The sequence below is a fragment of the Pontibacillus marinus BH030004 = DSM 16465 genome (assembly GCF_000425225.1).
Lineage (GTDB): Bacteria > Bacillota > Bacilli > Bacillales > BH030062 > Pontibacillus > Pontibacillus marinus.
Map to the genome: position 1 here is coordinate 30,614 of NZ_AULJ01000019.1, position 13,505 is coordinate 44,118.

The 13,505-nt window shown below is 37.7% G+C and carries 15 protein-coding genes and 1 riboswitch; of the genes, 5 read left to right on the forward strand and 10 right to left on the reverse strand.

Annotated features, from left to right (window positions below):
• Window positions 1-136: 136 nt before the first annotated feature.
• Both H514_RS0104790 and H514_RS0104795 read right to left on the reverse strand, forming a co-directional pair.
• The gene (locus H514_RS0104790; protein ID WP_027445938.1) at window positions 137-907 is read right to left on the reverse strand and encodes a TIGR01457 family HAD-type hydrolase; all 771 of its coding nucleotides are present in this window, start codon (window positions 905-907) and stop codon (window positions 137-139) included.
• A 56-nt stretch (window positions 908-963) separates the two neighbouring features.
• The gene (locus H514_RS0104795) at window positions 964-1,401 is read right to left on the reverse strand and encodes a DUF86 domain-containing protein (protein ID WP_027445939.1); all 438 of its coding nucleotides are present in this window, start codon (window positions 1,399-1,401) and stop codon (window positions 964-966) included.
• A gap of 143 nt (window positions 1,402-1,544) precedes the next feature.
• Here H514_RS0104795 and glpX point away from each other — a divergent pair, with 143 nt between their 5' ends.
• The 3 genes from glpX to H514_RS0104810 are packed head-to-tail and all read left to right on the forward strand — an operon-like array spanning window position 1,545 to window position 3,167.
• Entirely contained in the window at window positions 1,545-2,510 is a 966-nt protein-coding gene (gene glpX, locus H514_RS0104800) for a class II fructose-bisphosphatase (protein ID WP_027445940.1), read from the forward strand.
• 26 nt (window positions 2,511-2,536) lie between these two features.
• Complete coding sequence (locus tag H514_RS0104805; protein WP_027445941.1) at window positions 2,537-2,806, forward strand: DUF3055 domain-containing protein; 270 nt, start codon at window positions 2,537-2,539, stop codon at window positions 2,804-2,806.
• A gap of 58 nt (window positions 2,807-2,864) precedes the next feature.
• Complete coding sequence (locus H514_RS0104810) at window positions 2,865-3,167, forward strand: hypothetical protein (protein ID WP_027445942.1); 303 nt, start codon at window positions 2,865-2,867, stop codon at window positions 3,165-3,167.
• 165 nt (window positions 3,168-3,332) lie between these two features.
• Here H514_RS0104810 and H514_RS0104815 read toward each other — a convergent pair whose 3' ends face one another.
• The gene (locus tag H514_RS0104815; RefSeq protein WP_027445943.1) at window positions 3,333-3,608 is read right to left on the reverse strand and encodes a YutD family protein; all 276 of its coding nucleotides are present in this window, start codon (window positions 3,606-3,608) and stop codon (window positions 3,333-3,335) included.
• Between the two features lie 156 nt (window positions 3,609-3,764).
• Here H514_RS0104815 and H514_RS22510 point away from each other — a divergent pair, with 156 nt between their 5' ends.
• Both H514_RS22510 and H514_RS0104825 read left to right on the forward strand, forming a co-directional pair.
• Window positions 3,765-4,445: a YhcN/YlaJ family sporulation lipoprotein gene (locus tag H514_RS22510; protein ID WP_051255034.1), complete on the forward strand. Its 681-nt coding sequence runs from the start codon at window positions 3,765-3,767 to the stop codon at window positions 4,443-4,445.
• A 152-nt stretch (window positions 4,446-4,597) separates the two neighbouring features.
• Window positions 4,598-5,569, forward strand: coding sequence for a M23 family metallopeptidase (locus H514_RS0104825; protein WP_027445944.1), 972 nt, complete (start codon window positions 4,598-4,600; stop codon window positions 5,567-5,569).
• A 41-nt stretch (window positions 5,570-5,610) separates the two neighbouring features.
• Here H514_RS0104825 and H514_RS24235 read toward each other — a convergent pair whose 3' ends face one another.
• From H514_RS24235 to H514_RS0104860, 7 genes are all read right to left on the reverse strand, one after another.
• Window positions 5,611-5,715 (reverse strand): methionine/alanine import family NSS transporter small subunit, encoded by a 105-nt coding sequence (locus tag H514_RS24235; protein WP_081672934.1) that lies wholly within the window; start codon window positions 5,713-5,715, stop codon window positions 5,611-5,613.
• The gene (locus H514_RS0104835) at window positions 5,715-7,229 is read right to left on the reverse strand and encodes a sodium-dependent transporter (protein WP_027445945.1); all 1,515 of its coding nucleotides are present in this window, start codon (window positions 7,227-7,229) and stop codon (window positions 5,715-5,717) included. The genes H514_RS24235 and H514_RS0104835 overlap by 1 nt, the downstream gene beginning before the upstream one ends.
• 329 nt (window positions 7,230-7,558) lie before the next feature.
• Complete coding sequence (locus H514_RS0104840) at window positions 7,559-9,115, reverse strand: Na+/H+ antiporter NhaC family protein (protein WP_027445946.1); 1,557 nt, start codon at window positions 9,113-9,115, stop codon at window positions 7,559-7,561.
• A 196-nt stretch (window positions 9,116-9,311) separates the two neighbouring features.
• A riboswitch (Lysine riboswitch) is annotated at window positions 9,312-9,499 on the reverse strand.
• A 57-nt stretch (window positions 9,500-9,556) separates the two neighbouring features.
• Window positions 9,557-10,345, reverse strand: coding sequence for a sporulation protein YunB (yunB, locus tag H514_RS0104845; protein WP_027445947.1), 789 nt, complete (start codon window positions 10,343-10,345; stop codon window positions 9,557-9,559).
• Between the two features lie 56 nt (window positions 10,346-10,401).
• Window positions 10,402-11,505, reverse strand: coding sequence for an HD-GYP domain-containing protein (locus H514_RS0104850; RefSeq protein ID WP_027445948.1), 1,104 nt, complete (start codon window positions 11,503-11,505; stop codon window positions 10,402-10,404).
• A gap of 227 nt (window positions 11,506-11,732) precedes the next feature.
• Complete coding sequence (locus tag H514_RS0104855) at window positions 11,733-12,053, reverse strand: YunC family protein (RefSeq protein WP_027445949.1); 321 nt, start codon at window positions 12,051-12,053, stop codon at window positions 11,733-11,735.
• A gap of 51 nt (window positions 12,054-12,104) precedes the next feature.
• On the reverse strand, window positions 12,105-13,502 hold the full coding sequence (locus H514_RS0104860; RefSeq protein WP_027445950.1) for a bifunctional metallophosphatase/5'-nucleotidase: 1,398 nt from the start codon (window positions 13,500-13,502) through the stop codon (window positions 12,105-12,107).
• Between the last annotated feature and the right edge of the window lie 3 nt (window positions 13,503-13,505).

Consider the following 13,505-nt stretch of genomic DNA (forward strand, 5'->3'; position numbering starts at 1 on the left):
TTAGCCTTAGCTTATACTTCATACTTTCAAGATTTTTACTACGTCGAATTGCTCCAATGCTAAAATTTTATACTCTTAACGTGTAAAAAAATCTTAAGTAAAGCCCTCTCACGCTAGAGAGGGCTTTTTTGCTATCTTATAACTTCGGAATCCATTCTTCTAAAGACTCTATTGTGTAAGTAGGTTGCCGATCATACTCTTCTAAATGCTCCTTAGTGGTGACACCTGTGTGAACTAAAAGCGTATCTAATTCCGCATTCATGCCAGCTAAAATATCGGTATGATAATTATCTCCTACCATTAACGTTTCTTCTTTCGTAAGTCCTAACGCCTCCATTGCTTGTTGCATTATGATCGACTCTGGTTTTCCTATGAATAGGGGTTCTGCTCCAGTAGAGACGGTTACAACAGAAGTTAATGAGCCATTACCAGGGAGCATACCTCTTTCAGTAGGAATAGCGATATCACCGTTCGTTGATAAGAACTTCGCCCCATCACGTACATTTAAGCATGCTTTACTTAATTTTTCATATGTAATTCCTCGGTCAATTCCGACAACAACATAATCACTATTTTCCTCTACAAGCTGAAGCCCTTTATCCTCCAGTGCATGGAAAAGTCCTTCTTCACCTATAGCATAAACATTTGCATCTTCCTTTTGCTGTTTAATATAAGATGCTGTTGCCATACTTGTTGTGAATACTTGAGTTTCTTCAGCAGGTATATCAAATGAATTCAATTTTTCTGCCACTTGGTCGGGGCGTCTTGATGAATTGTTCGTAACAAACAAGTGAGGAATGCCTTTTTCTTTTAATGCTTTAACAAAATCTGATGCTGCTTCAATACGTTCAGTTCCCCGGTACATTGTTCCATCTAGATCAATTAAATACCCTTTATAAGATTTCATGGTGTAATCCCCTTTCTTTTCTTCATGTAAAAACGCTCTCCGTATTAGGAGAACGTCTAGTCTTTGGAAAAGGCTGAAACTGGCCCTAATTCTTCATTAAGATAATAACGTATTCGCTCGCTGAAAGTTGTAAAAGATGTCCAATTTTCATTTATTGTATTATATAAATAATCGTGGTCCATATTGACAAACTCTCTAACTAGAGGTTTACGCATTTGGATAATGTTTTTATAATGCTCTTGCTCCTCTTCAGGAAGAACTTTTTCATCCGTTAAAATATCGATAATATCCTCGTAACTACCGGGATCTCTCATTATGAAGCCATCAATCATCATATTCCCAACATCGACAATTGACTCTACACACATATGAGCTATGCGCTCAAGAGCTAATTTTTCTTTGAAAGTTACAAATGTCTCGTTCTCGAAACAAACTAACAACTCATCAAAATATTGTAATGTTTCTTCAATTTTACTTCTATCAACAAAATACATTCTCTATATCTCCTTTCACTTCAACCTTCTTCTTGTGCTATCATATCATATATTATTCGATATAAACGGTAATTTCCATTTAAGTTCTGGTTCGTTTTCTGCTATTATATAGAAGGAAAACTAAGTATCGGGGGAAAACAACCATGGATCGTGAATTAGCCTTAGAACTTGTACGTGTAACAGAAGCAGCAGCTGTAAGCTCAGCCCAATGGATGGGAAGAGGAAAGAAAAATGAGGCAGATGATGCTGCAACTTCAGCCATGAGAGGAATGTTTGACTCCATCTCTATGGAAGGTACTGTTGTAATAGGTGAAGGTGAAAAAGACCAAGCACCTATGCTATATATTGGAGAAGAATTAGGTAACGGTAATGGACCTGCAGTTGATATAGCTGTTGATCCACTTGAAGGAACAAACATTGTTGCAAAAGGTCACAATAATGCAATGGCGGTCATTGCAGCAGCAGACCGTGGCGCTCTATTACATGCACCAGATATGTATATGGAAAAGATTGCTGTCGGTAAAAAAGCTCGAGGGAAAATCAGTCTAGATGATCCGATTGAAAAAACGATTGATATTGTTGCTGAAGCTAACAATAAACGTATTCATGATTTAACAGTTATTGTGCAGGAGCGTCCACGTCACGAAGAACTTGTTGAACGTATTCGAGCTAAGGGTGCTCGCGTTAAGTTGTTTGGAGATGGCGATGTTGGTGCTTCTATCGCTACATGTCTTCCACATACAGGAGTAGACCTTTTCGTCGGTAGAGGTGGAGCGCCAGAAGGTGTTATCTCAGCAGCAGCAATTAAATGTTTAGACGGAGATATGCAGGCTCGTCTTGTTCCTAAAAATGATGAAGAAGCACAACGTTGCATGGGTATGGGACTTGAAGATCCAGAACAATTATTAACATTAGATGATTTAGTTCAAAGTGATGATGCCATTTTTGCAGCTACAGGTGTAACAGAAGGTGAGTTATTAAACGGCGTTAAGTTTTTAGGTGGCGAGTTAACGGAAACAGATTCTATCGTTATGCGCGCAAAAACAAGAACTGTTCGCTTTATTAAAGCAAATCACCAACTGGATCATAAGCCGAACTTCGTTTATTAAACATTACCCTAAGGAGGTTGTAAGACATGTCCGAAGACCAATTTTTTCTATATGATGATCAAGAAGAAACAAACACACGTTTTGTTAGTTTTATGGGAGAAAACCATCGTTACGATTTAGCCATTATGACTACGGACCGGTATTATGGTAAAAAAATTGTGATCGATCTACAAGGAAGTCATTATGCCATTATCGGTCAAGATGATGTAGAAGAACCCGGCTATTTGGAGCATGTATATAACCTCACTGAAGTCGAAGCCGAAGAATTACGTGAATTTTTAAGACAAGTGATATAACTTTATAAATAATAAGAAACCCTCTTTTGGTTTAAACTAAACCAAAGGAGGGTTTTTTATGTCTGATGAAAAAGAAGAACGTTATTCGGACTTTGCGAATGTAGAAGCTATGCGAAATTACCTGACTCCTGAACAATTACCTGAAGGCCCTTATGGAGCTCCACGCAACAAATATGAGCCTGTAGAAAATAAAAGTACACCATGGAAACCTGGTCAACGTTATTACAGTGCCTTTAACTATGAAAACAAATCGCTTCATAAGGACTTACAACGACTTGACCCAGCTTCCCATCCGACACACGATCATCCTGATAAAGAAGTTAAACCTTCTATTGAAAATCAAAACACAGATGAGTCTTAAAAAAGGGCAGGGATAAGGATGATCGGTTAAGTTCGTCACGTCCTGTGACAACACCGATCTGACCTACGTCCTGTAGGCCCAAGTTCGTCACGTCCTGTGACAACACTGATCTGACCTATGTCCCTGTAGGCCAAAAAACCAGACAAGCTTAAAGCTGTCTGGTTTTTATTCATCTACTTTTTTGATAACAAAGTGCGCACAACCAAAATTACAATATTCTAACAAATAATCATTTAAAGTGCTAATTTTGGTATCAAAAGTTGCTTTTGGGTTTTGATCATCATAAAAGCCACGAAGTCGAAGTTGACCGTATCCCCAGTCGCCAACAATAAAATCATATTTACTTAAAATATCACTGAAACGTTCTTCAAATGCTTCTTCTTCAAAGCCGTCTTTTTCATTATGAATTAGATCATATTTTTTTCCTTGAATCTCAATCACGTCGATCACCTCTTATGCTTCTTCTAGTGTATCATATTTTGGATTTTTTTACTTTTATAATTTTATACTGGAGAACATTTTCTAGCATGAAGATTTTATTATGACTCAAGCTATAGATGAGGAGAGGAACATTATAATTGCATAGGAGGGTTTCCATTGAACTACAAAAGTTGGTTAGCAACGACAGCTTTAACAGCGACAATGCTGGTTTCAGGCTGTGCAGGTAATGGTAACGGTAATGAAGGAGCCCTAGACATGGGTGAAAATAATAATGGCTACAACAATGTAGGATTTGATCAAGACCAATCATTGAATAGTAGTTATCAGTCACAGAAAGAAGACCGAAACGATGCTCGTACAGACCGATTCGGGTATGTTCGATATACAAAGGATCAGGTAGGAGATAATGAAGAGGAAATTCGTTACGGTATCATGGACCGTGAGCAGGTATCTGATTTAATTACACGTTATATGCTTCAAGGCGAAGGCATTAAAGATGCAGCAACATTAGTGACCGATTCTGAGGTATTAGTTGCTTATACACCTGAAGGTAATATGGATCGTAACCGCGCAGCAGATATGGCTAAGAAAAATGCGATGTCCGTTGTTCCTCGTTATTATGAGGTTTATGTGTCTGATCAACAGAACATGTATCGTGAGCTTGCAACATTAAGTAATATGAGGACAGGCGACCGCGAATATCGAGACTCAATTGAATCCGTAATTGATCAAATGAAAAAGTCACCTCAAGGCGAACAAATGTATAACGATGAAACAAAGTCTAAAAAAGACAAACGTGATGTTGAAAAAGAACAAGGGAACATGATGAACCAGTAACTCTCCTCACACAGAGCTTCAAATCATATGGGATTTGAAGCTCTTTTTATGTTTCCATATCCATTTAAATTTTTAAACATTTACCAATCATGTTTTCAACTATGTTACCGCAAACTACCTAATATAAGAGCTTATCGTGGAGGTGAACAACTGTGATAAAGAAACTTGGAGGCGTCCTCGTCCTTACCTTATGTTTAATTGTGCCAACAATAACGCAAGCTGAGCCTGAACAAGATCCATATAAACAACAAATGGACTTATTTAAAAGTATGGAAACATTAACGCAAATTCCTTGGTATTACTTAGCTGCGATTAATCAATATGAAAAGCATATTCACAAAACTCATGCCTCGGATGACCTAATCTCTATCACCTTCCCTTCTCCCCTTTGGAATGGGGCTCAATCAATAGAAGATCGGCCATTAACTGTAAGTGAAATTGAGGTTCTTGGTGGGATTGGAAAAGATGGTGATGGGGATGATGTAGCCGATCGGACAAATGATTATGATATTTTATATACGATGGCTGATTGGATCAAACAGTATGGTACATCTAAACAAGACATTAAAATCGCTATCTGGAATTATTATCAACGAGACCTTTCGGTACAAACAATCATGAACACTGCAAAGGTGTATGAAAAATTTAATACGATAGATCTTCAAAATCGCATGTTTCCAGTTCCTCTATATCATAACTATAGTTATAAAAATACATGGGGAGATGCACGTGGTTTTGGTGGAAGAAGAATTCATGAAGGCACCGATATATTTGCTAATTATGGGGTTCCTGTTCGAGCAACATCCTATGGGGTTGTTGAGATGAAAGGATGGAACCGTTACGGTGGGTGGAGAATTGGTGTACGTGATATCAATAACATCTACCATTATTTTGCTCATTTAAATGGTTTTGAGAAAGGTGTAAAAGTTGGACAAGTCGTAAAACCCGGAGATGTAATTGGTTATGTAGGGGCCACAGGATACGGTCCACCAGGCACTTCCGGAAAGTTCCCTCCCCACCTCCATTATGGAATGTATAGAGATAATGGATACAGTGAATGGTCCTTTGACCCTTATCCTTATTTAAAGAAATGGGAAAAAGAGACACGAAAACTTAAGAAATAATAAAAAGGATTGGGTGCTAAGTGCACCCAATCCTTTTAGATTTATTCCTTACCAGAAGTTTTTACTGCGTTGAAAATACTTGCAGCTAAACCTCCCCAAATTAGTACCATACTTAATATCATCATAAAAATCGCGCTACCAGTCATTAGCCACTAACCTCCTTGTCTGAGTTAACGGATGTTTGTGCTCCACCTTTCCATTTTAGCTTTGAGAAGATAGCTGCAACAATAATAACTAATGCTAGTGCACCCATTCCCCAAGGTCCAATTAAGGAAAGGGAATATCCATCTACATATGGAGCTGTAAAGTCATTGATCAGTTGTAAGACAATCATGTAACCCAATAGGATAGGTGTAATAATTGTTAAACAAATGGTCCACCAAGACCCTAGGCGGATTTGAGATAATCCATTTGCATGGCTTTGAAGTTCTTTAACTTTCTTGATTGCCCAAGCAATAAGAATAACTTCGATTAAACCACCTAAGCCTACACCAACTGTTAGAACATAACGGTCAACCGCTGTTAAGAAGTGTACTCCACCTTGTGTCGCATAAACTAGAGAAATAAGAGCTGATAATCCTCCACCAAATGCTACAGCTTTTGTACGAGAAATGTTGAATTTTTCTTGGAAAGCTGCAATATACGTCTCACAAATAGAAATTAGAGAGGATAATCCTGCTAATACTAGTGAAGCAAAGAATAAGAAACCAAAGAGTCCATTTAAGAATGGCATCTGATTAATAATTTGTGGGAATATGGCGAATGCAAGACCTACACCATCCCCAGCAAAATCAGCAATTCCAGTACCCGTAGATACAGCTACGAAACCAATTGCACTGAATACTCCAATACCAGCAAGTAATTCGAAGCCAGAGTTACTTAAACCAGTAATGAAAGCATTATTTGTAATATCTGATTTTTTCGGTAAATAACTTGAATACGTAATCATGATCGCAAAACAGATGGATAGGCTAAAGAAAATTTGTGTATAAGCTGCTGTCCATACTGTAGGATCACCTAATACTGACCAACTTGGTTGGAAGAAGGCATTAAGCCCTTGTGCTGCTCCTTCAAGTGTTACCGCACGAATAACAATAATTAAAAATAAGACCACTAACGTTGGAATGAAGATCTTGTTTGCTGCTTCAATTCCTTTTTTAACACCTTTAAATAGAACACTTAATACGACTGCCCAAACAATTAGAAGTGGAATGAGTACTCCAGGTACAAAGCTTCCAAATTTACCAGGGTCACCTGCTTGTAAGTAATCCCCCATCAGGAATGCACCTGTTTCGCTACCCCAAGATAAATTAAATGCAAACACGGAGTAGGCTATGGCCCAACCGATAATAACGGCATAGTACGTCGATATACCGAATGAGACAAAAACTTGGAACCAACCAACAAATTCTGACTTTTTATTTAGTCTAGAGAATGTTAAAGGTGCTGAACCACGTAACTTGTGGCCCATGGTGAATTCCATGATTAGGATTGGAATCCCAGCTGTAAATAGTGCAATTAAATAAGGTAAGAAGAATGCTCCTCCACCGTTGTCATAAGCAACATATGGGAATCGCCAAATGTTACCTAGACCAATAGCAGAACCAACTGCCGCCAATATAAATCCGGCGCGTGTTCCCCATTGTGATCGATTTTCCATAGAAAGACCTCCCCTTCACTCTTTCCTCATACTTTGATACAAGCATATGCTTGACCTTATATGAGAATGTTAAAATTTTCTGATTATTTCTGCTGTTTCAGTATTGATTATAGCGAGTCCAACCATACTTGTAAAGGTAATGTTGCAATTTTCAGTATTTTCTAATTATGACTTTTGGTCTAGATACTGACATTAGTGGATTTTTGTTTTGATTGGTAAATATGTTCTACCTAATACAACTAGGCGTGATTTTCTAGATGGAGCTTCTACGTTTCTAAGAAACCAATAAAAAAACCAGCAATCCTATACAGGATTACTGGCTAAAAAAATTATTTTTCTATACTATTTTGTTTTGGCTGAAACAAAAGAACAACGACAAGTACAATCACTAATGTGACAACTAAAGAGAGTATTGTACTTGTTGTAAATCCAAAGATCACATACCCTACTGAAGCAGCTAGCGCTCCAATTAATGCATATGGTAGCTGTGTCATAACGTGATCAATATGGTTAGATCCTGCTCCTGTTGAGGACAAGATCGTTGTATCTGAAATTGGTGAACAATGGTCTCCAAATACACTACCTGCCAATACAGCAGCAAGAGATGGCAAGAACATTGCTACGTCTAATGTAGCAGCAATCTCTCCAGCAATCGGTAGCATAATTCCGAATGTTCCCCAAGAAGTTCCTGTTGCAAAAGCCATAAATCCAGCTACGATAAACATCATAAATGGCAAGAATGTTGGACTAATATTAGCTTCTTTAACTCGATCTGCTAAATATTCACCAGTTCCCATAGAACCAATAATTGTTCCAATCATCCAAGCTAGAACTAAGATATAAATAGCTGGTAGCATCGCTTTAATACCTTCAAGAACCACTTTGCCTGTTGAAGACTTCGACCCTTGTAAGAACATATATAGAACCAGTCCGCTTAAAGCAGCAAATAGACCACCAAAGAATAAGGAACGGTTTACATTCGTATTTGCAAAGATGCTTAGAATAGATACTTCTTCTTCAGCTGGTGTACCTTGAATACCCGTAATAAACATGGTAGTTACTGTAGCCACGATCAACACAAGAATTGGGATGATCAGGTGATAAATTTTACCGCCTTGAGTAGCTTTAAATTCATTATTAAGATCACCTGGCACTTCTTTACTTGGATCCACTAGCTCACCTGTATTTTGTGCCTTTTCTTCGTGTTTTCTCATAGCACCAATATCAAATTTACGATAAATCGTTAAGAATACTAAGAATATTGAGCCAAACACGTAGAAGTTCATAGGGATCATACGAAGGAAAGCTTCAAGTTCTCCATAACCTGTGATCTCTTGTGCAGCAATAATTGTCCCAATCAACCCAATAATATAAGCTCCCCAACTAGAGATAGGAGATACAACCGTTATTGGAGCTGATGTTGAGTCAATAATATAGGCTAACTTCGCACGAGAAACCTTATAACGGTCTGTTAGTGGGCGAGCGACTTGGCCGACAGCTAAGCTGTTGAAATAATCATCAATGAAAATGATAAGACCTAAAATCCCCGGCATCGTCTGTGCGCCCTTTCGAGTACGAATACGCTGAATAGCCCACTCTCCAAAAGCAGAGCTTCCTCCTGAAGCTGTCATAAACGCTGTTGTGATACCTAACAAAATAAGAAAGCTTAATAACTGAATGCTTCCAAGCTGAAGATCTCCCTCAACATAGAAAATCTGTGAAAAGCTTTTCCATATTTCATTAAATGATGGCACGATATCAAAGCTATTTAACATAAATGCTCCGACAACAATGCCTGCTCCTAAAGAAAGTAAAACCTGTCTTGTTAGTAACACAAGGACAAGCATAATGATTGGTGGAATTAGTGAAAGAATTCCGAATTCCATTTTGTTCCCTCCTGATGTCTGTAAATAAGTACCTATCCTTTAATAGGATGGCCTGAAGGAACGATGGACATGTAGATGCTGTGTACTGAAGTTTTTTTAGAGTTTTTAGAGGAATAATAAAAAAACAGGCAATGATAGAGTCAATAACTATCATTACCTGCTTTTAAGAAGCAAATAATATTGGTTATCCTCCATCTCGATCAGTAGCGCATCATGCAATCCATACGTTCAGATTTGCATGACAGTATATTCTTTATTCAAGAACATACCAGCATAAGTAGGTAGACACCTATTTTATACTTCGGCAAGTAGCCCTTTCCCCCTATGATCCTCGTTGTCATCCTCCCATAGGGTATTCATGCTAAATGCACCTCTACCTCATCGATATGATAAGGGTAGATTCGATTCAGTTGTCACGATCATTACTATATCAACATTTCTTTAGTTTGGCAAGGATCCAAATGGAATTTCTACAGAAGGATTTGCACCATTCTCACTATTGTTATAAAAGTCCGGCACATCCCCATGAACAGTGTTTTGAGCAATAGGAATTTCGGTCTCCACTGTAGTTGTATCCGTGGAAAACGGTAGTAAAATTCTTAAATTTACCTTTACACGCAAAAATAACTGATACATTGTATTATTAATAGGATGATACTTTACTTTTGCTATAACTTGAGACTCTACGTCCCCAATTGTCGCAAAATGAACAGGAATTTTAGGTCCTAAATTACTTAGCAAAACATTGTTCGTTACTTGCCCTAAAGGTATTCTTGCAATCTGAGGTTTTTCCAACAATTCTTCCTGTGTTGTACCATTCTCTTGGTCCACATCAATATCTAATGACTCACCTGGTTCGACTGCCTTTCCTTCTTCTAATCTCTCTAAATATTGTTGAACCCGATAATGGGTTTGGTAGTGTGTTCGATTAATTAATGGCATATTCCATTGAACAGAACGTACATAACCATTACTTTCATTTTCATCAATGATGATGATATCTTCATTTAACCCATCTCCTATTTTTTTATTTACCGCTTCAAATATGGCATTCCTTGCAAATTGATCTGTCTTAGCCTCAGCAATTTCTAAGAGTTTGGGTTCAAGTCCTTTGTTTATAATCCACAAGCTCAAAAAAGTGCTTATAATAAAAAATACAAAGGTTACCATAAATATTTGTCCGGGCGGAGGTGGTGCCATGGGTTTATGTTTTCGTCTAATCTTTTTCATAAAAAACCCCCTCTCCTAAACTTTATGCAAGTCTAGGACAGGGTTTGACTAAAAACTTATGCATTTTTACTAAATAAAGTTGTGTCGCATTCTGTGACAATAACATTTAACTCTTGAGACATGTCTATTTCATAATATTCCGAGAGTTCCAGACCATCTTCTTCTAGTATGCGAACTACTGGACGGTCACTCACATGTTTGTTTTGACGAGCAACGATCCCTTTACGTCCATCGCTTAAAACCACTGTTAACCCATTTGGATACGCTGCCACACTTTTTCTAAAGGCTTGTATCATTTTTTGATCAAATAGTGTACCTGCACCTGCATAAAGAATCTCTAAACCTTCATGCGGAAGCATTGCATTGCGATAGACTCGATTACTTGTTACTGCATCAAAAACATCAGCAATACCAAGTATTTTAGCATACAAATGAATATCTTTTTCCGTTAATCCTCTAGGATACCCTGACCCATCTAATCGCTCATGGTGTTGATAAGCGCAATGAGCTGCTGTTAATGGCACAGTAGGCATTTTTCGAAGCATGTTAAAGCCTGCTTCTGAATGCTCTTGAATTTGCTTGAATTCCTCGTCTGTTAGCTTCCCTGGCTTCAACAAAACGTCACGAGGTACAAAAACCTTTCCAACATCATGAAGCATAGCTCCATAACCTAATTCTTCTAGTTTTTTAGATGGAAGCCCTAACTCTGTTCCAAGTGCCAAAGCATAAATAGTGACATTCAAGGAATGTGTAAAGATATAATCATCATATGTAAACACATCTGATAAGAGAGAGATCACCTCATTATGATCTTGCACTTCAGATAAGATATGGCGAACGATATCCACCATTTTTTCTCCAGTCTTATCAAAAATAAATGAATTCGCAACATCATCTGAACCACTCATGGTATCAAATGTATCCTTAATTGTATTAACAGCTTCTACACGGACTCTGTCTGAGATGGGCGATTTGCTCTCAATATCATTTGTCGCTTCATCTTCTATGTACACATATGTAACCCCAATATCAGTGAGGCGGTTAATCATTCTTTTCGTAAGAGCCACACCCTCATGAATAAGGATTTGCCCCTTATCATTATAAATAGGTTTTGATAATTCATCACCATCTGCTAATGAAAATGTCGATACAAGACGCATTTCATCCCAACCTAACTTTTACTATGTATTATATTTATTGCTCGGTTCTTGTTTATAAGAAATGCAACTCTTACAAATACCCTGTTCCTTTATCCCTAAAACTTTTTCACTATAATTCATTCACTAATGTATAATTCTTTCTTTCTATTTAACAGTAAAAAGAATCTGTTATGCAACCTAAATATAACAGATTCTTAAGATATACGTCATAATTTATGTTTATTGTATCATGATTGTGATGGTTCGTCAGCTATTTTCAGTAAAGCATCTTTTCCAATCATGCCTTCTTCCCAACCGTATTTTTTCGCCCCTACTGTCACTTTTTCTAACGGAGCTTGGATAAGGTCGTTAATAGTGCGTACACCTACCGCCCTTGCAGCAACAATATTTCGATCCGCAAGTTTCTCATTTAATAAATCAACGTCTAAAGCACCGCACATGATATATCCCTTTTCATTTGATACAACAAGCAGATTGGTTTGAGGAAGTACCACACTTACTGCAGTAAATGGAACTCCCTCAATCATAACTGGTTCAACCGTTACCACATAAACCACTCCCTTCTTTCTACAATCTATGTAGATATGAAGGGAAAGTGACTATTTTAGACTAAGTCTTTGTAATGTACTTGAAAGTAAATCTCTTAACAATTCAGGCATAAAGTAATGTTTATCGCTACTATGGGAGATTTCAGGTAACAATCGACCAAATGTAAATGTATCAGCTGTAGCTACCGTATATGTTCGGTTGTGGTCTAGAGGTTCACCTTGGAAACGTACCTCTCTTACATGTTCATTTCCTTCTTGATCCTTTTCTGTTTCTACTTCTACACCAGAAAACACCATTCTACCAAGCACCTCTCCACGGAAACCAAAACCTTTTAATTTTAATTCCATAAACCGTTTTGTATGAGCTTGTCGAATGACCTCTAAGAGTTCACTACCTGTAAGTGTTACCTTACAAGGGTTAATTGGATGAGGGCAGATTTTATGGATATCTCCTCTGGTAACAGGACCTTCACTAAAAGGTTCCAAAAGTACACCTGCATTTAACATGGAAAGATCAGCATCAGTCCACTCTTTTAACGTGTGAACAAGTTCCTTAATAATTTTCGTTTCCTGAAACCAATGAACATCTAATGGTTCACGAAGCCTTACAACCTCATGATTTAAAATATCAGCTGCTTGATCATTGTATTGATCTAATTTTTGGCGCGTCTCTATATCCTCTTCTTGAGTACCGAGTGGGTAAGCATATGCTTCTTTTTGCACAAGTTCATTCTGTTCATGATCCCACTGCATAGCAACTTGACCAACATAAACACCATGCTTCCCAGCCGCTGTTAAAAGAGTGTCTTCCATCATTTCACCATCTCTAAAAAGATGATGTGTATGGCCTCCTATAATCACGTCTATACCTGAATATCGATTGGCTATTTCTTGATCATCATTGATGCCTAGGTGAGACAGTAGAATAACGATATCCGATTGCTCACGTAGCTCATCTAAATAATCATCTAGAAGTTGGAAGGGTGAGTATACATTCCATCCTAACAAACCATAAAAAGCTTTAAATGGAGCTGTTAATCCTATGATGCCTATTCTTGTTCCTTGCTCAGTGATCAAAAAAGAATAAGGCTTAAGCCATGACGGTTTTTCTTTTCCGGTATTTTCTAAGTTAGCGCAAACCACGTCAAAATTTGCTTCATCATATAAATGAAACAACTCCTCATGAGACAACGTAATGCCCTCATTGTTGCCAAGTGTTGCACAATCGTAACCCGCATCATTCAACAGGTCTATATTTGCAGAACCTCTCATCGCTTCAGAAATGGGATGAAATCGATCAACGTGGTCTCCCACATCTAATAAAAACATCGGCTCATTTTTTTGGTCATGATAGTTCCTTTGATGCTTCCAATGGTGTACAATTTTTGGCCAGTTTTCAAAATGGCTATGTAAGTCATTTGTATAATAAAGATAGATTTTTTCCTGCATATC